We start from the raw sequence: 21,897 nt of genomic DNA on the forward strand, positions 1-21,897 counted from the left end.
AGCATAGATGGATTATTTAGATCATTTGGAGGCAGAAGCCATTTATATCCTGCGTGAAGTAGCTGGTCAATTTGAGAATCCTGCGCTGCTATTCTCCGGAGGAAAGGATTCGATTACACTGGTTCATTTGGCAAAAAAAGCCTTCCGACCAGGAAGATTTCCTTTTCCGCTGGTACATATCGATACAGGACACAATTTTCCCGAAACCATTGAATACCGTGACTGGCTGATTAATGAATTGGGTGAAAAACTTATTGTAGGATATGTACAAGACAGTATTGATGCGGGCAAAGTGGTGGAACAGAAAGGTAAAAATGCCAGCCGTAACGCCCTTCAGACGGTCACTTTACTGGATACAATAGAAAAATATCAGTTTGATGCCTGTATAGGAGGAGCAAGAAGAGATGAAGAGAAGGCAAGAGCAAAAGAGCGTATCTTTTCGGTGCGTGATGAGTTTGGACAATGGGATCCGAAACGCCAGCGTCCGGAGCTGTGGAATATCCTGAACGGAAAAATTCATAAAGGAGAAAACGTACGTGTATTTCCGATTTCAAACTGGACGGAACTGGATGTATGGAATTATATCAAACGGGAAAATATAGCCTTGCCAAGCATCTATTTCAGTCATGAAAGAGATGTCGTGACACGCAACGGGCAGCTGATGGCAGCAGCATCTTTTCTGCATATTGATGAGGAAGATGTAGTTGAGCGTAAGTCAGTAAGATTCAGAACGGTAGGTGACATGACATGTACAGCTGCTGTAGATTCTAAAGCGGTGGAACTTGATGATATTATCGCCGAAATCAAAGCTTCTACAGTCAGTGAACGCGGTGCACGTATGGATGATAAAGTCTCTGAAGCGGCGATGGAAGACCGTAAGAAAGCGGGCTATTTTTAACCTGATTAAAAAATAGAACCGATCTTATTTCAGGTGATATAAATTATTCAATTCTCAAGACAAACGACCAAAATGAATATACTTAAGTTTATAACAGCAGGATCTGTAGATGACGGCAAAAGTACGCTGATCGGACGCCTGCTTTATGATACAGACTCTATATTAGACGATCAGCTGGAAGCTATTCAGAAAGCGAATCGTAAGAATGATGACGGAACGGTGGATCTGGCGATTCTGACTGACGGACTGAAAGCGGAACGTGAGCAGGGCATTACTATAGATGTGGCCTATAAATATTTTCAAACGGAAAACCGGAAATTCATTATCGCCGATGCTCCCGGACACATTCAGTATACCCGCAACATGGTAACTGGTGCGTCCAATTCAGACCTTATTATTGTACTGATTGATGCCCGTAAAGGTGTTATTGAACAAACAAAACGTCATTCTTTTTTAGCTAAATTACTATCCCTGAAGAAGGTTTTGGTATGCGTCAATAAAATGGATATGGTGGATTATGAGCAGGCTGTATTTGAAAACATAAAACATGACTACGAACAACTGGCCCAAAAATTAGGATTGACACATGTGGATTATCTGCCTGTGTCGGCCTTAAAGGGTGATAATATCGTCCATAAATCGGGTCGTATGAACTGGCATGAGGGTTCGTCATTGCTGGATTACCTGGAATCGGTTGAATTCGAGGAGAATACAAATGAAAACTGGCGGTTTCCGGTACAATGGATTGTTCGTCCGCAGACGGATGAATTACACGATTACCGCGGTTATGCGGGAAGAGTAGTGGGAGAGGGGTTGTCCGTTGGTGATAAGGTGTTGATCCTGCCTTCAGCTACGGAGAGCAGTATTAAAGCGATTGAATTGGATGGAAAGCATCTTGAAAAAGCTGAAAACGGTCAATCTGTAATTGTACATCTTGCTGATGATGTGGATATTAGTCGCGGAGATGTTATTGTTTCTGCAGAAAATCCGGCACTTGCCGAAAGACAATTTGAAGCAAATATTTGTTGGTTTGACAACAAGCCTCTGGATATCAGTCAGGTATATTTGATACAGTATCACAGCAAAGTGACTAAAGTCAAGATTCAGGATGTGCTTCATAAAATTGATATCAATACGCAGGAATATTTGTACAATGAACCGATCAAACTCAATGATATTGGAAAAGTGGAAGTAAAAGCTGCTGAGGATATTATTTTTGATCATGCATCTGATAATCCTGCAAATGCCCGCGCCATCTTGATTGACCCGCGAACCAACCTGACTGTCGGTGCATTGATTATTGAAAATGTGGCTTAAATAAAAAATTATACAAAAAATATAAAAACGGACTTCAGGATTTGAAGTCCGTTTTTTGTTTAGGATTTTTCAGATGTTGATTGTATGGACTAATACTTTTAATAATTCTCCGGATTTTCTAAAAGAAAATATGGAATTGATTCACACCTATAGAACTTAAGAATATTAAAAGCAGTTGAATTTTGTGATATAAATATGCAAGGGTATGAGCGTGTCAAAATTATTACTTAACATAATATAAATTATAGGACAAAATAATCCTCGCAGGCTCGGTTCGCCCTATAATGATATTATGTTAAATATTCAGGGCGTGCTTTGTAAAGATATTTACAGCAAAAAAGATTTCGTCCTATAATTTGACATTATGCTAAATAGCCGCTCAGCCAGCGCTATTGTTAGCAAAAATGAATGTGCTTCGCATGAAAAATTCACATTAATTTTTGCTGCACAAATCCATCGCTCGTCCACGCCATTTAATTTTTTTTGCCAACGCTCAGGAAAACGAAATTTTATTTTCGTGGAGTTCGCTGGCATACAAAAATGCCAATGTGCCTGACGGCTTTCTTTTAGCATTTTTCTATGCTGGCACTCACGACATCAATTGTATGTTCTTTTGCCTTGATGCAAAAGAACCAAAAAATCAAGGCTGTGATGGCTTCACTAAAAATGAACTGCACTGCGCTAAAATATAAAAACTCGCTTCGCTCAAACAGTTTATATTTTTTAACGCTCCGTTTCGTCCATTTTTTTAACGCTCATCCATCAAAGGCCGATTTCAGACTGTCTACAGTTCGTTTACTGCATCCAATGCGTAATGACTGAGTTCTTCAATGGCTTTGGTAAAGACTTTGATCTGCCATGTAGAAAAATGACGTAAGTTGGCAGACTGCTCGTGGTTTTGAAATATAGTATTGGATGTGGTAAATACCATGCTGGGTATCAGATACATGACCGGATTCATATCTTGCATATATATGGTAAGCAGTACCAATAAATCTACTCGTGGTGTATAGTCATAATCACGTTGATTAATACTAATGCTACGGGCATTGTCCAAATTGAGAAAGCATAAAATGACTTCGTACGCATCACCATTGTGCGCTATAAATTTGATCCGATCTTTGGAAACTTGCTCTGACAATGGTACATAACCAAATTGTTTTAATTTTTGAATTAAAGCCACCTTTGCCTCTGTATGTATGAATTCTTCTGCCATCTTATCCCCTAATTTATGCTTTTTTTATCTAATGCTCCCTTATTTACTTAACATAATGTTTTGCAATTTGTCCCAAATTTGAGATGTAAATATCATTTAAGAGCCTGTAAATCTATAGTAGTCCCCTACTCTTTTAATTTGATTTGTGTATTTATGATTTATGAATGTTTACTGTTTGATCTATACGGTTTTCCGTAATTCTAGGTCTTTTAGATGGCTTATATTTGTTTTTGTTGATGCTTTTGCCTCTTTGTTGTAAAGCCTATGAAATATTATTTCATTATAAGTATTAATTATTTTAACTAAAAATATTATATTTGAGATTAGTAATCCAAACCAATATGCCAAAATTAAAAACAATTCCTAAATAATATCATAGCTAATAACTTTCCATGATAGTGCTATTGCAAATACTTTTACTGAGGGCGCACAGGCAAACTTCCACTGTACATTCAATCCACTTGACAAAATGGTTGAGCTTTATGAGCGTATGCTTGAACAGCAAAAGGAAATGATTGAGAAGTTGGAGAGTTTGATTGAGGGGAAATAGTAAATAACCAGATATGATAGAAAATCTACACTTAGTATTCACTTATCCTGAAGGAATTCCATCTGAATTTATTGAAGAAGATATTTCTCAATTAAAAGATAATGACCTAAATCTCTATGTTACAAGACAAGAGAATTCTATTTATGCTGGTTTTGAATGGATAGTTCCCACTTTTTTTGCTACTTATATTCTCAAGCCATATTTCGAATCATTTTTGCAAGAAGCAGGAAAAGATCATTATAAGCTTTTAAAGGATACCTGTAAAAAAATGCTGACTAAAGGAAAAGTCACAGATGTGAAAATAATCACACCTGAGCAATCTTTTCAAAAACGTTCAGTAAATTATAATGAGTCAATAGCTGTGTCTATTCTATTTCAAATGAAAACTGAAAGAAGAATAAAAATGTTATTTAACAGTAATCTTGATTTACAAGATTGGGAAAATGCTCTCGATGAGTTCTCCGATATTATTTTAGAACATTATCAAAATTATCCAAATGACAGACTTTCATATGAAATCAAGGATTTATCGCCAAAGCCTCATTATGTCATATATGTAAAGATAAATCCAATTACTAAAGAATTAGAATTTCATGATGACATCACATTATCTTTAGAAACAAGGAATTCAAACCAAAAATAATTGCTATATCTCCATGTCAGAAATACGATTATCAAAATTGAAGATCACTAATTATAGGTCTTTTAAAACAAGTCAAACTTTTGAGTTTCCGCCTATCAGTTATAGTAAACCGATTTCTATTATTGGATATAATAATTCCGGTAAAACAACAATGATGAATGCCATTTTATATGGCATTGGTGAAAAATATTTAAATGAAAAAACATTTAGTATTCAAGATCTGCACAATTTAGATTTAGATAATCAGATTGAAATCAAAACAAGAATTACAGCATCAAACTATGGAGAAAACTCTTTTGGAGTAAAAACTATTGCTGGAGATTATACAATAAGTACAGAATTGCTTGATTATGAAATAAAATCCACTATAAACAAATCTTTCTTTGGAGCGAATAAGCACTATAATATCTTCTATCTGAATTTTCATAATATCAAAGATGAAATTTCAATTAAGAAATCAAGCTGGGGAAGCCTAACTTCATTTTTGGCTAAGCATATCAGAAAATTAGTAGACAGTGATCCTCTTATTAACGAAAGAAAACAAACTTACTTAGATACTGTTAATGAGGCACGTGAACATGTACTTGCTGATACTGCTTTGAGCCAATTTGTAGAAAAAATTAAAGAGAATTATTCAAATAACTTAAGGAGAAATGATTGTGAAATAGAATATGGAACTCCTGAATATGATGATATATTTCTTCAAATGATTTTCAAAGTTGGATTAAATGGAAATATAGAAAATCTACTACCTCTCTCCCATTTAGGAGATGGTTATATCTCAATGTTTGTTATGGCTGTAATTCAAGCTATTGCAGAAAGTAATGTAGATGATAAATGCCTTTTCCTTTTTGAAGAACCAGAAAGTTTTTTGCACGAAAATCATCAGGAGTACTTTTACAAAATGGTACTTTGTCAACTAGCAGAAAATGGTCATCAAGTAATCTATACTACACATTCTGATAAAATGATAGATATATTTGATACAAAAAGTATTATTAGATTAGAGTTTGACGAGGTTGAAAAATATTCTGTAAATAAATATAATATAATCACTGATTTTAATCCTGAAACCGATAATATTATATCAATACAGAATTTCAATAGCTTCATTAAATCTGTTGAACCTAATATTAATAAAATTCTTTTCAGTCGAAAAATTCTTTTAGTTGAAGGGCCAAATGATCTATTGTCTTACAATTATGCGATTGAAAAATTCGTTCAGAATATATCAGGAAATGATAAATATGCTAAAGCTTATTTAAATTTTAAAAATATCTCAATAGCTGTACATCATGGCAAGGCCACAGCATTTATTATAGCTGAACTTTGCAAGCATTTTTCTTTAGACTATTATATGATAAATGATTGGGATTTAAATGAAAATCATTTAAATGATTTATCTCAAATTGAAAGTGAAGAAGAATTAAAAGATAGTAACATTTATCTACTTAGAGAAGGTGTTCCTAGAAATCCTACAGAAAGAGGGATTCTCACAACCAATTGGAAATTAATTAATAAATCAAGTCCAAATCAATTACATTTTAATTTCCCAAAACTTGAAACGGTATTAGGCTATGATTCAGACGACAAAGACAGCTTACGTATTTGGCAACGATTAAATGAGATTGAAGAATTCGAAGACAACTTCTTTCCCCTTAGCTTAAGAGAATTTTTGGAATTTGATGATATTCCTCAGACCTAATTTACTTGTAGATAATTTTAAAATTGGTCAGATACTTAACAATAATATTCCAAACTCAAACCAACAAAACTTTAATTAAAATGGCTAAAAAATATCCAATAAGACACGAAAATCACACTCTTGAAGAAAAATCAATCATTTTTTTTCGTAGACATCTACCTGCTAGTTGGAATGTAAATTCTATTGATCGGGATTACGGACAAGATTTAAATATAGAAATCACTGAAAATGGATCATTAAGAGGTTTAGAATTTATTGTACAATTAAAAAGTTCACATGAACCAAACAATAGTGGTGCAGAAGAAAGACAAACATTTAGAGTATCCACTTATAATTATTTATGGGATAATTTGAGAGTAGTATTACTTGTGAAATTTGTTGAAAGTGAAGACGAAGCGTATTGGATTTTATTGAAAGATGTTCCACAACCTAATCAAGAAAATGATTCATTTACAATTAGAATTCCTAGAGAAAACATACTTTCAAAAATCAATTGGAATGAAATCGTAGATTATATAAGAGACATAACTAATGGAAAGTTGGATGCTATTAGACGTAATCGTTAAATATGGCAAAAAAAATATTTAACCCAATAGATGGGGGAACACTAGAAACATTAGCAAAAATACTAGCTGATACTCAAGATGGATTGAAAGGATCTGAATTGACAAAATTTATACCTGAAACTGGACTTATTGACACGGACCCAGCTATTACTAAATGGAAAAGACTCTACAATAGCTTCGTCGATTTTCAAAATAGAACAAAAACGTCAAATCATATTCTCAAATTTATAAATATATCTATGAAACCCTCACGTTTTATAGGACAAAATGAAAAATTTGAATTTATAAGAGGCGAGCTAAATAAACCTCTTTCATTTATTGGATTACAATTGAATGAAAAAGGTGTTTTTAATCCTGTTGAAATATCTACAACCATAACTGAAGCTGAATTAAGAGTAAATAGATTTAAATCAAAATTAGAAAATAGAAATATTCATCCGAAAATATATGAATACTGCAATTCAGAACTTATAACCGAAAATTATTTTCACTCAGTATTTGAAGCTGTAAAAAGTATAGCAGAAGAAATACGCAAAAAAACCAGACTTACTCTTGATGGTTCCGAACTAATTGACAAGACATTATCTGTCAATGCTCCATTATTAAAAATAAATAACCTAGAAACTGAAACAGAGAAAAGCGAGCAAAAAGGATTTTCAAACTTGATCAAAGGGATTTTCGGAATGTTTAGAAATACAACCGCCCATTCTCCTAAAGTTGTTTGGAATATTACAGAAGATGAAGCCCTAGATATAATGACAACAATATCATTAGTGCATAAAAAGTTAGAAAAAAGCCATCTATAATCAATTTTAAGTCCCTTATATGAAAAATCCTTTTGAAGATCAGAAATACAAACAAGGAATAGAAAGTTTTCTTGCAATGTATTTAGACAAATATCAGTTTGTTCTTGGAGCAGATTTAGAGGCTTATGCAAAAAGTGATGAAATGTTTAGTAAGGACATACCTTGCAATATTTACTTTATCTTAAAACGTCCGAAGGTAACAATTGATCCCGATTCTTTTAAAAGTCAGGGTAAAGAGGTAAGATTTGATTTAATAGTTCATCAGCCTGATAAAAAGCATGCAATCAACATTGTTACAGAAATACATAATGCCAAATCGGAGCTTGAGCTTTTTACAGAATATCCTTTTAATTTCTTTGCAATAGGTGATAAATATGATTCTTTATTGGTAGCGCGTCCAAGTTCATTAATTGATCACATTCCTGAGATAGACAATATAAAGTCTGATGTATTAGATTATGAAATTTTATATATTGGTCAAGCATATGGGAAAAACGGAAAAAGAACTGCTTTAGATAGGCTTGCATCGCATGAAACTGTCCAAAAAATATACACTCATGCATTAACCAATAATCCTGATAGTGATATATGGGTTATGCTTACTCATTTTCACAGGTAAGCACTCTATTTTCTTTAGGAGAGGATTTATTAAAAGATCCAGAAATGTCAGATAAAGAAGAAGAAAAGATAAATGATTTCTTTAAAAACGAGGGGCTAAAATTCTCAGAAAAACAAAAAATAAATTTTACAGAAGCCTCTTTAATTAAATTGTTTGAACCACCTTATAATTCGGAATTTAAAAATAGTTTTCCAGATAAAAACCATAAATCATATACTGAATGTTATAGCTTAGATGTTCGATCATTAACAATTGAATTAGATACTTCAGAAATGGCCAGACATATTTATACAAAGAAATCAGGAAGAAAAAAATATCATCGTGAAATGTTTGAATTTGAAAATGATGAAGATAGAATTAGCCTGCTAGGGATGTTTTCATAAACGGTGTTTCTATTATACATATATCTTAATTTCACTCTATATTATTTTTTATAAGGCTCACTTATCCTCATTCGGTTTAGTTCCCTACTCTATTTTATGCAGGAGTTGCGTGAGGGATAGAAGTGAAAAGCCCACAGCGAGGCACGAGCGAGGACTTGTAGCGTATAGCCCGACCCGTAGGGGCACGCCCAAGAAAAATACTTTTGAGGATAGGCATTGGTTGGGTTAGGAATAGGTTTATTTCTTATTTAAACTGATATTCGGTTAATCGTAATGTTCCGGATTTGTATAAAAGGTCTTGCTCAACAGCCCATTTTAGGTCTCGGCTGGCTGTTGGTGCAGATATGTTTTTAAAGCTTTGCATGTAGTCTTTTCGACTGAATTTGTTTTTGCCAATTTTGTCTTTAAATAAACTTATTCTATCTTCCGTGTGAAGTGTTACGGATTGGGTTTGCAGAAGTCCGTTTAATGATTCTAAAATAACGCCGAGCATGAATTCAACAAAGGGTGTTGAGTTTCCTTTTTTGTCGGATTCTGAAAGCTTATTATAATATTCGGTTTGTTTTTGCTTGATGAGTGATTCAACGGGCAGATATTCGAAAACGGGATATTGTTGCATTAGGATTAGGGTTTGCCAGAGTCTGCCCATTCTTCCGTTTCCGTCTGTAAATGGATGTATAAACTCGAATTCATAATGAAAAACACAGCTTTTAATAAGGATTAGGTCGTTGTCTTTTTTTAGGTAATCAAAAAGGTCTTTCATTAATCCGTTTATCATGGTTCCGCTTGGGGCAAGGTGTTCTACTTTTGAGCCTTTTACGATTCCGACATTAGTAGTTCTCAGTTTGCCTGGATTGTCAATTAACCCGTTCATTAGTACCGAGTGTGCTTTTATGAGGTCTTTTAGCTGATAGGGATTGTATTGGTTGAGTTGTTCGTATACTTTTATGGCATTCTGAACTTCTAAAATATCTTTTTGCGGGGCAATGATTCTTTTGTTTTCTAATAAGGCCGTGATTTGTTCTTCGGTCAAGGTATTACCCTCGATTTCTAATGAGGATTGAATGGTTTTGATTCGGTTTTTCTTTCTTAGTTCGGTTGCCGGCTTATAAAGATGGGAAGCATTAATCTCTCCTATTTTCTCTGAAATGGAAGCTACTAGTGCTAAAATTTTGTCGGTAATTGTATAGGGTGGTTTCATCGATGATAGTATCATTTGATATTATCAAAGATAGGGATTATTTGGTAATTTTGGCACGGTAAAAGAAAAAGATGATGCGATGATTAGGCTGTATTCCCTACTCTATTTTATGCAGAATCTGCGTGAGGGATAGAAGCGAAAAGCCCACAGCGAGGCACGAGCGAGGACTTGTAGTGTATAGCCTGACCCGTAGGGGTACGCCCAAAGGAAAATCTTTTTAAGGGTCGGCATCAGTTTGTGGCTCCTCCACTCATCATGATACTCACATCTAACTGTGTAAAACCTACCTCAGCAGGACGGCCTCAAGGGGTATAAGACCGGATGAAGTCGTCTGCTTAAAAATAAGCGTATCTTCTCCGTCTATGCTCAGTGTTCCTTTGGCCATAACAGTGCCTTTCTGATCTTTAAACTGAATATAAGCGATGTCATTTTTAATGTTTCCATTAACGGATAAGGTCACCGTTTTTGCTTTTTTTCCAAAAGTCAGATAACGGGCTTTACCTTCTACTTTTGTTCCTGTTTGTGACATATCAAAAGCAATCACGCCGATTTCTTCCCCTTCACTTGAATATTTGCCAGCAAAATTACTCATTTCTTTTCCAGCGGTTGAAAGATCGCTTACAGAAACAGTTTTTGACTGCGCCTGTACTTCAGCCATAAAAACAAAGGAGATCAATACAGCAAGAATAAGGAACCCGTTTTTCATATTATATTTTTTATAAAACTACTGAAATTCAATTAAACATAATTCAGTTATTACAAATCATTTTTCAAGTTGGTTACATGTATACAAAGAATACTTGTCTATATACCTGAATATATTTAAATTCGTTGCGCCAGTAAGCATTAACCTCATGGAAAAGAACAAAGCATCATCGTTTATTTTTGGTATTATAGCCATCATTGTCGGATCTGCCTTCTACAAGCAGATAGACTTTGAGAATTTTAAAGTTTTACATAAAGGATTAGCCGTTATCTATGGTCTCACCTTTGCTTTTTCTGCTTTTATTCTCATAAAAAACTTCAGAAACAGATCCGGAAACTAAAAAACAAACATTTATCAGTTTTAAGATAAACAGCCCGACTTAATTCCAGCACAGCTTTGATGTTCAATAAGTCAGGCTCAAATCCGGCATATGGACGCAATATCTATAGATAAATGACCTTTCGCTAATCAGGAATTCTTTGCGATTCGGATAGCGTCTTCAAAAGCAGATACAAGCTGGTTATTAGCTCGTCTTAATAAGGTTGCATTCGTCTTTACGGCGATCATTCCATCCGTCTGGCGGGGCTGACCAAGAATAATATTATGTTCATGGCGCAGATGCCCTCTCAACTTTACACTGTTTATCCCCTTCCCTATTTTCATGAGACTGATATTACTTCACTGCTCCGGGTGCTCCACCTGAATGCCATCTATCTGATTGAAGAGACTAAAAAGCATGTGGGATTTTTCCTTTACTTCCTTCATGACCCGATCGACATCCTCCAGGTGATGCAGCGCCATAGCCGCATTAGGCCAATTGGTAAAAACACCTCCTCCGTGGATCTTGACCAGATGATGCATCTGATCTATAACAGCTTTATCTCCGCAGACTACAGCCCCTCCGGTAGCTCCCAGGTATTTATACAGGCATAAATATACGGTATCAAAGTACTGAGCATAGTCCGCTATAGTATGACCCGTATATACCGATGCCACATGTAATCTCGCACCGTCAAGGTGCATTTTATAGCCTTTTGTACGGCAATATTCGGCTATTTTCCTTATTTCTTCGAGTGGAAATACCCGGTTGTCAGCTCTTCGTACAGGTGTTTCAATGGAGACAACAGCTCCGGGAACAGCGAAAGCTTCCCCTTGCTCCTGATCTTCTACAGCTTGTTGCAGTTCCTGTACACCGAACCAGTGATTGTCTGCTGCAAGTGGTATCAAACGTTTATTGAATAGCGTCTGCGCAGCATCACCTTCGTCTCTGTACACATGACTTTTTTCCTGCACAAAGGCTTTTGTAACAGATTTTCCCAGCACAGATATCGCCAGTTGATTAGCAAGCGTTCCGGAAGGCATATAAATAGCAGCCTCCTTGCCGGTAATGTTCAAACACATATCCAGCAGCTTTTTCATAGTACCGTCAGTCGCATAGCTGTCCCGCTCTATCGGATCTTTAGCCTGTATCGCCTGCAATTGTGCAATAAAATCATCAGGTCTGTAAAAAATACCATCATTAATAAAATATACAGCATCGCTATCTTTCAGGATTTTCTTCTTCGACCCGAAATCAGCAAAACTGGTTGAAGGAATAATCTGGCCAATGGCTGGAAGCGCCAAACCGGATAACTTTAAGAAATCACGACGTTTAAAAGATGACATAGGCATAAAAGTTAAAACAGCAATTATCAAAGAATTTGATGGGTTTCCTTAATACTATTCATCACAAAAATACTTTTTGTCTGTCCGATTCCCTCTATTTCGGATAATTTATTGACAAAAAAATCATGGAAATCATCCATATTCGGAGCCAGAATTTTAAGCATGAAGTCAAAATCACCACTTATATTATAAAATTCGACTACTTCTTTAAGTCTGACCACTTCTTCAATAAATTTTCCGGCCGCTTTCTTATTATGCGCACTAAGTGCTATCATACAGAGTACCATCATTCCCTTGTTGACCCTTTTACGGTCTACAACTGTCGTGTATTCCTGTATAACGCCCTGTTTCTCCATTCGTTTGATCCGTTCATGTGTCGGTGTCGCACTCAGATTGATCCGGGTCGCAATATCCCTTACACTTAATTTGGCATCCTTTTGAAGCAATCGAAGAATAGCCAGGTCTTTCTCATCCAGTATATAATTTTCCTGTTGCATTTGTTCTGTTTTAAAGGTGTTAAATGTATTGATTCGGAACGATTGATGAATAATTTAGCTTGTTATTGTACTTTTGTTCCAAATTTAGCCAATAATTTTTACATACGTTCTTTGAAAGGTAATTTTGTCAGAAATTTCAAGCACATGCAGACGAGAAAAAATCTCATATTAATATTAGCATCCGTAGGTACATTTGTAGAAGCACTGGACATCGCGATTATCAATCTTACTATTCCCGCAATACAAGAGCAATTTGGTATAGGTAGTGACAGTGTACAATGGTTACAAACGTTGTATGTGCTTTTTTTTGGAGGTTTTCTGATTATAGGCGGTAAACTTTCGGATCAGGTGGGGCGAAAAAAGATCTTTTTGTGGGGAGCTGCACTGTTTATGCTGACCTCATTAGGCGCCGGACTATCGACAGATTTTATAATGTTGGCCGTTTTCAGAGCCTTGCAGGGACTGGGTGCAGCACTTATTATGCCTGCTGCGCTCTCGTTAGTGACCAATACGTTCAGAGAAACACAGGAGCGCAATCGTGCATTAGGTGTTTTTAGTTCATTTGCCGCTATAGGATCCGGCAGCGGACTTTCTATTGGAGGTATTATAAGTACCTACCTGAGCTGGCACTGGGTATTTCTGATTAATGTTCCTATACTATTAGTGACTTTGGTGCTGGCAGTTTTCTATCTGCCCGTGGATGAGAAACCAGCTGTACGTGCAAAGACAGATACTGTATCGGGTATTTTGCTTGTGTTGGGATTACTGAGCCTGACCTATGGCACACATGAACTGATGCATATTGCACAACAGCCGCTTCTTCTAGGAGGTTCATTATTGCTTGCGGTAGCACTTCTGGTCATTGTTTTTATACGTTTGAGATCTGTTGCCGAACCATTGATAGATCTTCAGTTATTCAGAAATACAGCATTGGTGGTTTCTAATCTTGCCTTTTTTACGTTAGGTGCGTTTTTTATCGGCTTTTTATTTCTTATTTCCCTGATGTTGCAAAAAGACATGGGGCATACAGCCGCGGCAGCCGGTCTTATGCTGGTCCCTTTCAGTATCTTGTCCGCACTGGTGGCCAAATTTGTATTGCCACAAATATCCAAGCTATTGAATCCGGTCAGAATGGGTATTCTAGGCTGGTCCTGTATGTTTTTAGGGGCTGTTTCTCTTTTTGTCTCCGTCTACACAGGTCATCCTGTTTGGTTAGTATTACTAGGTGCAGCCTGTATTTCAGGGATTGGCATGACGTTCTGTTTCACCAGCTTATCCGTTTTGGGCATTCGTGGTGTAGACCCGGCCTGCTATGGTATAGCTTCCAGTCTGACAAGTACCAGCTACTTTCTGGGAGCCGGAATCGGACTTTCATTTATGACATTGCTGAGTCAGCTGTTTCCTTCCGAATGGGTGGTCGGAGGCCTGAGCATAGGTATTCTGGTGGTCTATGCACTGCTAGCGATAGGTTTGTTAGTATACCTTATTTTGACAGATCAGAAGGTCAGACAAAGCAATCTGGCTGTGTCCTAAGATTTTGAGTAGGAATATAATACATGCTCAGCTTTCTTTATATCGAAAGATCCATTTCCAGGTGAATATCCTGAGGCTCTGCGGTAAATAATTCTTTATCCAGTTCAGTAGTCAGTATGGCACCGTTTTTCAGGTAAAAATCTATAGTGTTGCGTGTCGGGATAGCTGATATATAAAGTTTGTCTGCCCCAAAGTTTGAAGCAGATTTTTTGCAGGCATTCAAAAGCTGCCTGCCTGTCCCCTTTCCCTGATAAGCATGACTTACATACAGAATATCCATCTTACGGTAGTTTTGCTTCACTCCTCTGGGCTTGTATTCTACAGAAGCCACTCCTATCAGTTTTTCCTGATCAAAAGCTCCATATACTACACCACCAGCAGATATCAACTTCAGCTGACGTTCTGTTATTTCGCTGAGTTCTGCCGGATCAAAGCCGCTAACAGTTTCTCTGTGAGGAATTAATAACAAAGAGCCATTTCTGTATATATAGAGATCTGCAATTTCTTCAGATCGATCTATCTCTTTTATACGAAATATTTCATCTTTATCCAGTGTCCGAATGTCTGGCATAAGTATTTTATTGTATAATGAATAATAGCTTAATTTTAAGGATAAATTTATACATTTGATCATAGATTAGTGTTATAAATATGGAATGGAATCAAATTAAAACGGATACACAAAAGATATATCCGGCAAATAGTATTACACTCTTTTTAATGGATACCGACTCTGGAAAACCGGCGACCTGCTGGGTGGATAAAGCTTATGCAGACTATCCGTATAAACAAGAGTGTATGTTTAACTGCTTTATATCAGTCAATCTGCTGAATGATGAGTTTAATCTGCGAAATGAAGATCTGGATTATAAAGATATAGAAGATTATTTCACCAAACAGCTCCGGGAAGTATGTGTATGTCATATCATAGCCCGTATCACAACAGATGATGGAATTTCAATCGAAATGTATGTAGATGATGTGGAAAGTGCAATTGGGAAGCTGAATGAACTGGAAGCAGACGCAAACAGACTGGTCAACTTCGATTGTGAAATAAGCGATGATGAGAACTGGGATAATGTGGATAATCTTTTGAACGACGTGGAATAAGGTTTTCCATACAGTACTATGTTAACACTGCGATCAGCCGAACAAATCAAACAGGATATACTTGCAGAAGGCAAAGCGCTGAGCACATTTCCTCAGTCCGTTAATTTTCCTTTTGCGTCATCTTATGTAGATCTGGTAAAGCAGATAAAAACCAAAGAGATCTCTACTGAATGTACACTCTTTAATGCTGCACAGGCCTCGAAAGAAACCCGGACATTTGCAGATCCGGATTACTGGCCGGCGACTTACACACGGCAGGGTATTGATCGCTTTTGGATTTTCGGACAGAATGGTCAGGGAGATCTTTGGTTGTTGGACAATGAACATAAGCTCTATTTTTATGACCACAATCAGGGACAAATGAGCCTGAATAATTTTGTGGAATTGCATATTGATTTTGACTGTTGGCTGCAATATGCAGATCTGAACCGACAGTTGGATGAGATATATAACCAGGAAGGTGAAATTAATGAAGCCTGCAAAAATGATTATATCCATAAATTGCAACATATGGGAAATGCCTTGCTGCGGCTTTTTGAACTCTAATTAAATGATTTTATAATGCTTACTGCTATTCATCCAAAATTGCCTATGCGTGATAAGGTTATCACACAAGCGTTTTACACAAAAGAGTTGGCTTTCGAAATAATCGGAGATTACGGAGATTATTTAATGATCCGAAAAGAGAACATCGAGATTCATTTCTTCCTGTTTCGGGAACTCGATCCTTTAGAAAATTATGGTCAAGTTTATATCCGGACAGACAATATAGAGGAATGTTACCAGTCTCTTCTGGACAACAACGTAAGTATACATCCGAATGGTCCGCTGGAGATCAAGCCATGGGGACAACAGGAATTTTCTATACTTGACCCGGATAATAATCTACTCACATTCGGTCAGGCTGTAGTGTAATTTTGCTGTATCATGAAAAAAATATTACCGGGACTTTATACGCTATTGCTTCTTACTGTACTACTGTCCTGTATTGGTAAAAGCAGTGAAAACCATTCGCTTTCACAACTCCGGAATAAGGTTCAGAACACGGTTCAAACTGATATCAGAGAAGCAGATCTGATTTTTCAGTCTTCTCTTTCCGAACAAAGTAAAGCTATTCAACTGGCTACAAACTCTCCTTACTCCCATTGTGGAATTATCTTTAAGGAGGGCGAAGATTATGTTGTACTGGAAGCTGTTCAACCTGTACAGAAAACACCTCTTTTGGAGTGGATCGCAAGAGGAGAAAATAATCAGTACGTGATCAGGCGTCTTAAAAATGCGGATCAGATATTAACGACAGCTGTACTGAACCGTATGAAAAAAGAAGGTGAAAAGCTGGAAGGAAGAGATTATGATGTCCGGTTTGAATGGACTGATGACAAAATCTATTGTTCTGAACTGATCTATAAAATATATGAGCGTGCTGCCGGAATAAAATTGGGGAAGTTACAGAAACTGAAAGATTTTGATTTTACGAATGCTGCTGTCAGAGCTGAATTAAAGGAACGCTACGGGCGTCATATCCCGTTGAATGAAACGGTAATTTCACCTGCTGCAGTCTTCGATAGTGAATTGCTCGAAACGATTACACAAGAGTAAGGAATGGATATTTAAACCATACTTACATAGGAAAAAGAATAGAATGACTAAACATACATATTTAATTTATGGCATTAGTAAAGGCTTAGGTAAAGCTTTAGCCCGGCATCTTCCAGATCCTGATGATCAGGTGTATGGGGTCTCAAGAAGTCAGCCCGATTATCTGCATGATGCGAATCATAAGATGGAATGGATCAGTGCTGATTTGGCAAAACCTGCAGAGTCAGCAGCGAGTATCCGCAATGCCATAGGCGACAGCCGGATTGATTATCTGATTTATAACGTGGGTATATGGGAACATAATGCTTTTTCAGACGGCTATGATTTTAAGGATAACAGGGAGGAAGAGATTCTGACGATGATCAATACCAATATTTCATCCTGCCTTCTGGCGGTACGGAGTTTTACGGAGAACTTAAAGAAATCTGAAAACGCAAAGATTATATTGATTGGCTCTACCTGGGGATTAGAGAATCATAATGGAAAAGAAGTAACTTTCTCGGCTACTAAATTTGCCTTGCGGGGAATTATACATGCATTAAGAGAAAATCTTCGTGAATACAGCATTGGCGTGTCCGTTCTGAATCTGGGCTATCTGGCTACTGAATTTGACTATGAAGATGACCTGGATACGATTATAGAGCAAACTGATGCTGAACTGATTCCTTTACAGGACGTAATAGCGGCTGTGCGATTTATTCTATCAACCTCAAAGGCCACCTGTGTCAAAGAGATTACCATGCCCGCCATGAAAGATATGAATGTGTGATTTTTGGGCTTCAACCATCTTAATATCACTTGTAACAACGATATTGGAATAATTATTGACTCTACTGATTTCCTGTAATCTTATTTTACATTATTTAAAAATAATACATAATTTTAATGAAAACTATACTATTTGCTATTCCTTTTGTTCTATTATATTCCTGTAATACGGGAACTGAAAATAAAAAAGAACTGTCTTCCGGTGATACGACGACTTCTGTAGTATCTGCAGATACGATAAGCAAACCGGTTTCAGATACTAAAGATTTGATCTGGACCGGGATACCGGTAAAACAGCTCCCATTTACAGATTCCACTAATTTTGATAATTATAAACCCGTAACTAAACAAAATCCGGAACTTCTTAAGAAGCTTAATCTTGAAAAAGCTATAGCAGATGCCACGGATTTTAATATAAATTATAGCCTCCCACTTTCCAATAATTTTCAAACTGTTGTGATTACGTATCATAAGGGAGAAATGGAGTTATGTACCAGTATGCTGACAGTGGATAAGAATACTAAAATCATCGATATCCTGCCTGTAGCATATGATGAAGTAGCTGAATCTGCTTTTCGTAAAATCAGTGTGATTGAAAAAGATAAAATCACTGTGGATGACTGGAATTATATGCAGGAAGAACCTACCAAAGAAACAAAAAAATACATCTTACAAGAAAACGGAAAGTTTAAAGAGGTAAAGTAAAGTTCAGATTTAAGGATTAACACCTCTATGGAGTCTGGATAAAAGGGTTGCTTTCATATTACAAATTATTTTACTAAATTTGTTAGTAATATGAAGCGATCCGGCACAGCTGATTTACCATTACACTACGGTCATGTTCCATTGTGGCTTGCAGAGCGCATGGGTAAATTAGGTTTAGCTATTGTTGAGGAGATCATCAGTCATAAAGGTAAGCATGAATTTTTGAGCAGATTGAGCAATCCTTTCTGGTTTCAGAGTCTGGGTGCTGTAATGGGAATGGACTGGCATTCTTCAGGTATTACTACTTCGGTGATGGGTGCGCTCAAGCGAAGTATTAATCCGCATGCTAAAGAATTTGGTATTTATGTCTGTGGTGGAAAAGGTAAATTATCCAGACAGACTCCGCTGGAGCTTGCACGTTTTGCAGAATTCAACGGATTAGATGCTGCAGATATGGTGCGGTGCAGTAAACTGGCCGCAAAAGTAGATAATACAGCTATCCAGGATGGTTTTCAGCTTTATCAGCATAATTTTGTAGTCAGTAATGAGGGACAATGGACTGTAATTCAGCAAGGCATGAGTGATGCAAGCAGTACTGCGAGGCGTTATCATTGGCATTCAGCAGCTATACAGTCTTTTACAGAAGAGCCACATACCTTTATTTATGGACAAAACTGTGGGGAGATCCTCAATCTGACAGATAAAGCTGCACGTCCGATCAAAGAAGCGATGTTAAGTGTGCTAGCTGAAAATCCCGAACACATACTAAAGGAGGCTACTCATCTGGTTATGCCTGATCATCATGATGTACGTGCGGAAAATGTAGATCTGAAAAGACTGGGGTCTGTATTGTGGTTAGCACAGGATAATAACATTCAGCATTTTGAAGAATTATTATTGTTGAAAGGAATGGGGCCGCGTACCTTGCAGTCGCTTGCCCTGGTCAGCGAAGTCATACATGGCAGTCCGTCCCGATTCCGCGATCCGGCGAGATTTTCATTTGCTCACGGTGGTAAAGACGGTCACCCCTTCCCTGTCCCACTCACGGTGTATGATGATACCATACAAACCTTGCAAAATGCTATACAACGTTCCAGATTAGGAAATTCAGACAAATCGCAGGCTATTAAATCGCTTTCTCAAATTGCTAGCCGCATGGAAGAGGGATTTACACCGAATGACAACTTTGATAAAGTAATAGAAAAAGAACGTGCCGAATCCTGGAAATACGGAGGCCGGACTGTATTTGGAAAAGCAAAACCTCCCCTTCCAGCTCAACTTAATCTTTTTGATTAATGGACTATAATAAACTTACAATACAGGAAGCCACAGAAATACAGGAGGATTTACGTCAGAAGCTTCGCTTTGACCGTCCGGATACTCAGGCTATATATACCATAGGCGGAGCTGATATTTCTTTTAACAAGAACAGCGAAATTTTGTATGCCGCTATAGTGATTCTGAATTATCCGGATATGACTTTGCACTCATATGCATTAGCTACTGGCCACTCTTCGTTTCCCTATATTCCCGGTTATCTGGCTTTTCGTGAAGTACCTGCCTTATTGAATGCCTGGTCTTTACTTCCTTCCAGACCAGATGTGCTGGTGCTGGATGGGCAAGGTATTCTGCATCCCAGACAAATGGGAATTGCTTCTCACTTTGGAGTACTTACCGGACAGGCAACCATTGGATGCGCCAAAAACTCTTTGTATGGGGCCCATGCTGATCTGGCGCGTTTCAAAGGGGCATCTACACCAATAGTAGATGGAGCAACGCATATCGGTCATTTATTGCGGACAAAAGAAGCGGTAAAACCTGTTTTTATCTCTCCGGGATACGGGCTGTCTGTGAACAAAAGTCTGGAAGTAATACAGCAGTGTACGGGGCGATATCGTATTCCTGAGCCCACCCGGTTGGCCCATAATATAGTTAACGATTTTCGCACAGGGAAGCTAAAACCGGGATATCATAAGGTACAGCAGCCTTTGAGTTTGTTTTAGAGAATGAGATATTGGAGGTTCCTCATATTCCACTTTTGAATACTGCTTTCATTAGATAGTGTAATATTCCGACTTTTTGTGAAGAGCTGTAAAAAGAGAATCCCTCTCCCAAATCAATGGAAAAGGGATAACTCCACCCTGCATTAGAAAAAAATATAGTTAGTGTGAATGCTCACCTGAATTTGTCATTTTGGCCAATAAGAAAAATGCCCCTTTGTGAACCACTTTATCATTACTGCCGATCTCTTTTGTAGGAGTAATAGCGGTATATCCGTGTGCCGAGACACCTTTTATAACAGGTATCCTTTCATATACTAATGCTGCTTTCTCAGAACCTGATTTTTCATCATGAGAATGTGCGTGCTCTTCTCCTTCATGACCACTTTCGTGATGCTCTTCCTCGCGGTGTGCATCTGTCAGAATGAATATATAATCCTGTCCCTGAGAGGATACAATAGCCTCATTAGGGACAGCATTCACTTTATTATCCGATACAATCAGATTTGCCTGAACCTGCATACCATTGATCAGCCCTGTTTTATCCCCTAGTACCTGAGCATGCACAGCAACTGCATTCGTCTGTGCCTCAAAAGCCTGCCCTATCTGATCAATGCGTGCTTCATAAGATACTTCCGGATTATTAACTGCAGAAAATCGGATTAGTTGTCCCTTTCTGACTTTCGGAAGATCTTTTTCATATACATATACATCCACGTGTAACGATTCATTATTGACAATTTCCAGAATGGGACTGGATGCATTGATATTTGAACCAATCTGTGCTGCTATTGTCGATATGGTACCTGACATCGGTGCAATAATGGATACCTGAGAAGACATCTGAGTAGATCCGCCCCCGGCAGTCAGCTGTTTGTACAGACTGTTCCGTTGTGCTCTTAAATTAGCCAGTTCCATTTCTACTTGCTGCAGGCGCTTTAACGGAGCAGCGTTCCCTTCTACAAGTTCTTTTTGACGTAAAAGCTCTACTTCCGCTAATTTGATCTGATTATTTGTCAGTTGCAGTTGTTCCTGTGTCTTGATCAGATCAGGATTATTGATTACTCCAATGCGCTGCCCTTTACTGACGATATCCCCTTGCTGTACAAACAACTGTTGTAGTACTCCTCCAAAAACAGACGTTACAAAGGCTTTCTTGTCATTAGGAACAGTAAGTTGGCCGTTTAGAACGAGTCCGTCACTTAATACCTGCTGCGTTATAGTGGTATAGGTCAGTCCAATTTGTTTGAACTGAGCTTCTGTAAGTGAAGTTGTGGATTCATTTTCATGTTCGGATTCACCTTCTGCATGCTCACCAGCTTCTTTTGAAGGCGCCGGACTTCCGCCACACCCGGATAATGAGAGGGCTATTGCACATAATAAGGTTGGATAAATTATGTTGATCTTCAT

At 37.4% G+C, this 21,897-nt stretch carries 27 protein-coding genes; 19 read left to right on the forward strand and 8 right to left on the reverse strand.

Going from position 1 to position 21,897, the window contains the following annotated elements:
• The first annotated feature begins 7 nt into the window (after positions 1-7).
• The 3 genes from cysD (at position 8) to I6J02_RS17915 (ending at position 2,907) form a co-directional block, all read left to right on the forward strand.
• A complete protein-coding gene (cysD, locus tag I6J02_RS17905) occupies positions 8-898 on the forward strand; it encodes a sulfate adenylyltransferase subunit CysD (protein ID WP_003005737.1) in 891 nt (296 codons plus the stop codon).
• A 72-nt stretch (positions 899-970) separates the two neighbouring features.
• Positions 971-2,215 carry a sulfate adenylyltransferase subunit 1 gene (locus tag I6J02_RS17910; RefSeq protein WP_201679181.1) on the forward strand — a complete coding sequence of 415 codons (1,245 nt, stop codon included), beginning with the start codon at positions 971-973 and terminating at the stop codon, positions 2,213-2,215.
• Positions 2,216-2,655: 440 nt separating this feature from the next.
• Positions 2,656-2,907: a hypothetical protein gene (locus I6J02_RS17915; RefSeq protein WP_201679182.1), complete on the forward strand. Its 252-nt coding sequence runs from the start codon at positions 2,656-2,658 to the stop codon at positions 2,905-2,907.
• A gap of 92 nt (positions 2,908-2,999) precedes the next feature.
• On the opposite strand, the gene I6J02_RS17920 is transcribed toward I6J02_RS17915, so the two are convergent.
• Positions 3,000-3,431 (reverse strand): hypothetical protein, encoded by a 432-nt coding sequence (locus I6J02_RS17920; protein ID WP_201679183.1) that lies wholly within the window; start codon positions 3,429-3,431, stop codon positions 3,000-3,002.
• Between the two features lie 563 nt (positions 3,432-3,994).
• Between I6J02_RS17920 and I6J02_RS17925 the strand changes: the two genes are divergently transcribed.
• The 6 genes from I6J02_RS17925 (at position 3,995) to I6J02_RS17950 (ending at position 8,703) form a co-directional block, all read left to right on the forward strand.
• Positions 3,995-4,624 carry a hypothetical protein gene (locus I6J02_RS17925; RefSeq protein WP_201679184.1) on the forward strand — a complete coding sequence of 210 codons (630 nt, stop codon included), beginning with the start codon at positions 3,995-3,997 and terminating at the stop codon, positions 4,622-4,624.
• 37 nt (positions 4,625-4,661) lie between these two features.
• Positions 4,662-6,329: an ATP-dependent nuclease gene (locus tag I6J02_RS17930; protein ID WP_236582152.1), complete on the forward strand. Its 1,668-nt coding sequence runs from the start codon at positions 4,662-4,664 to the stop codon at positions 6,327-6,329.
• An 80-nt stretch (positions 6,330-6,409) separates the two neighbouring features.
• The gene (locus I6J02_RS17935; RefSeq protein ID WP_201679186.1) at positions 6,410-6,895 is read left to right on the forward strand and encodes a DUF4365 domain-containing protein; all 486 of its coding nucleotides are present in this window, start codon (positions 6,410-6,412) and stop codon (positions 6,893-6,895) included.
• Between the two features lie 2 nt (positions 6,896-6,897).
• Positions 6,898-7,701 (forward strand): TIGR02391 family protein, encoded by an 804-nt coding sequence (locus I6J02_RS17940; RefSeq protein ID WP_201679187.1) that lies wholly within the window; start codon positions 6,898-6,900, stop codon positions 7,699-7,701.
• A gap of 19 nt (positions 7,702-7,720) precedes the next feature.
• Entirely contained in the window at positions 7,721-8,320 is a 600-nt protein-coding gene (locus I6J02_RS17945) for a hypothetical protein (protein ID WP_201679188.1), read from the forward strand.
• Positions 8,290-8,703 (forward strand): hypothetical protein, encoded by a 414-nt coding sequence (locus I6J02_RS17950; protein WP_236582153.1) that lies wholly within the window; start codon positions 8,290-8,292, stop codon positions 8,701-8,703. The genes I6J02_RS17945 and I6J02_RS17950 overlap by 31 nt, the downstream gene beginning before the upstream one ends.
• A gap of 244 nt (positions 8,704-8,947) precedes the next feature.
• On the opposite strand, the gene I6J02_RS17955 is transcribed toward I6J02_RS17950, so the two are convergent.
• Both I6J02_RS17955 and I6J02_RS17960 read right to left on the reverse strand, forming a co-directional pair.
• Positions 8,948-9,904: a Fic family protein gene (locus I6J02_RS17955; RefSeq protein WP_201679190.1), complete on the reverse strand. Its 957-nt coding sequence runs from the start codon at positions 9,902-9,904 to the stop codon at positions 8,948-8,950.
• A gap of 283 nt (positions 9,905-10,187) precedes the next feature.
• Positions 10,188-10,610, reverse strand: a complete 423-nt coding sequence (locus I6J02_RS17960; protein ID WP_201679191.1) for a hypothetical protein — start codon at positions 10,608-10,610, stop codon at positions 10,188-10,190.
• A 148-nt stretch (positions 10,611-10,758) separates the two neighbouring features.
• On the opposite strand from I6J02_RS17960, the gene I6J02_RS17965 reads away from it, so the two are divergent.
• A complete protein-coding gene (locus I6J02_RS17965) occupies positions 10,759-10,950 on the forward strand; it encodes a hypothetical protein (RefSeq protein ID WP_201679192.1) in 192 nt (63 codons plus the stop codon).
• A gap of 128 nt (positions 10,951-11,078) precedes the next feature.
• Here the strand turns inward: I6J02_RS17965 and I6J02_RS21850 are convergent, their stop codons facing one another.
• From I6J02_RS21850 to I6J02_RS17975, 3 genes are read right to left on the reverse strand one after another with little or no spacing between them, the layout of a single operon-like run.
• A complete protein-coding gene (locus I6J02_RS21850; protein WP_236582154.1) occupies positions 11,079-11,273 on the reverse strand; it encodes a hypothetical protein in 195 nt (64 codons plus the stop codon).
• 15 nt (positions 11,274-11,288) lie between these two features.
• Positions 11,289-12,275, reverse strand: a complete 987-nt coding sequence (locus I6J02_RS17970; protein ID WP_236582155.1) for a threonine aldolase family protein — start codon at positions 12,273-12,275, stop codon at positions 11,289-11,291.
• A gap of 26 nt (positions 12,276-12,301) precedes the next feature.
• On the reverse strand, positions 12,302-12,772 hold the full coding sequence (locus I6J02_RS17975; RefSeq protein ID WP_201679193.1) for an Lrp/AsnC family transcriptional regulator: 471 nt from the start codon (positions 12,770-12,772) through the stop codon (positions 12,302-12,304).
• A gap of 144 nt (positions 12,773-12,916) precedes the next feature.
• Between I6J02_RS17975 and I6J02_RS17980 the strand changes: the two genes are divergently transcribed.
• Positions 12,917-14,305 (forward strand): MFS transporter, encoded by a 1,389-nt coding sequence (locus tag I6J02_RS17980; RefSeq protein ID WP_201679194.1) that lies wholly within the window; start codon positions 12,917-12,919, stop codon positions 14,303-14,305.
• A 37-nt stretch (positions 14,306-14,342) separates the two neighbouring features.
• Here the strand turns inward: I6J02_RS17980 and I6J02_RS17985 are convergent, their stop codons facing one another.
• Entirely contained in the window at positions 14,343-14,876 is a 534-nt protein-coding gene (locus I6J02_RS17985) for a GNAT family N-acetyltransferase (RefSeq protein ID WP_201679195.1), read from the reverse strand.
• A gap of 80 nt (positions 14,877-14,956) precedes the next feature.
• Here I6J02_RS17985 and I6J02_RS17990 point away from each other — a divergent pair, with 80 nt between their 5' ends.
• The 8 genes from I6J02_RS17990 to nfi all read left to right on the forward strand — a co-directional run bounded on the left by I6J02_RS17990 (position 14,957) and on the right by nfi (position 20,490).
• Positions 14,957-15,415 (forward strand): DUF695 domain-containing protein, encoded by a 459-nt coding sequence (locus I6J02_RS17990; RefSeq protein WP_201679196.1) that lies wholly within the window; start codon positions 14,957-14,959, stop codon positions 15,413-15,415.
• Between the two features lie 18 nt (positions 15,416-15,433).
• Positions 15,434-15,961, forward strand: coding sequence for a hypothetical protein (locus tag I6J02_RS17995; RefSeq protein WP_201679197.1), 528 nt, complete (start codon positions 15,434-15,436; stop codon positions 15,959-15,961).
• Between the two features lie 15 nt (positions 15,962-15,976).
• Positions 15,977-16,330 carry a bleomycin resistance protein gene (locus I6J02_RS18000; protein ID WP_201679198.1) on the forward strand — a complete coding sequence of 118 codons (354 nt, stop codon included), beginning with the start codon at positions 15,977-15,979 and terminating at the stop codon, positions 16,328-16,330.
• Between the two features lie 12 nt (positions 16,331-16,342).
• Positions 16,343-17,014: a YiiX family permuted papain-like enzyme gene (locus tag I6J02_RS18005; RefSeq protein ID WP_201679199.1), complete on the forward strand. Its 672-nt coding sequence runs from the start codon at positions 16,343-16,345 to the stop codon at positions 17,012-17,014.
• A 43-nt stretch (positions 17,015-17,057) separates the two neighbouring features.
• Positions 17,058-17,783: an SDR family oxidoreductase gene (locus tag I6J02_RS18010; protein ID WP_201679200.1), complete on the forward strand. Its 726-nt coding sequence runs from the start codon at positions 17,058-17,060 to the stop codon at positions 17,781-17,783.
• Positions 17,784-17,899: 116 nt separating this feature from the next.
• Positions 17,900-18,487 carry a hypothetical protein gene (locus I6J02_RS18015; protein WP_201679201.1) on the forward strand — a complete coding sequence of 196 codons (588 nt, stop codon included), beginning with the start codon at positions 17,900-17,902 and terminating at the stop codon, positions 18,485-18,487.
• 90 nt (positions 18,488-18,577) lie between these two features.
• Positions 18,578-19,783, forward strand: a complete 1,206-nt coding sequence (locus I6J02_RS18020) for a DUF763 domain-containing protein (RefSeq protein WP_201679202.1) — start codon at positions 18,578-18,580, stop codon at positions 19,781-19,783.
• A complete protein-coding gene (gene nfi / locus I6J02_RS18025) occupies positions 19,783-20,490 on the forward strand; it encodes a deoxyribonuclease V (RefSeq protein ID WP_201679203.1) in 708 nt (235 codons plus the stop codon). Before I6J02_RS18020 ends, nfi begins: the two co-directional genes overlap by 1 nt.
• 159 nt (positions 20,491-20,649) lie before the next feature.
• Here the strand turns inward: nfi and I6J02_RS18030 are convergent, their stop codons facing one another.
• The gene (locus I6J02_RS18030; protein WP_201679204.1) at positions 20,650-21,897 is read right to left on the reverse strand and encodes an efflux RND transporter periplasmic adaptor subunit; all 1,248 of its coding nucleotides are present in this window, start codon (positions 21,895-21,897) and stop codon (positions 20,650-20,652) included.

Source organism: Sphingobacterium spiritivorum, assembly GCF_016725325.1.
Lineage (GTDB): Bacteria > Bacteroidota > Bacteroidia > Sphingobacteriales > Sphingobacteriaceae > Sphingobacterium.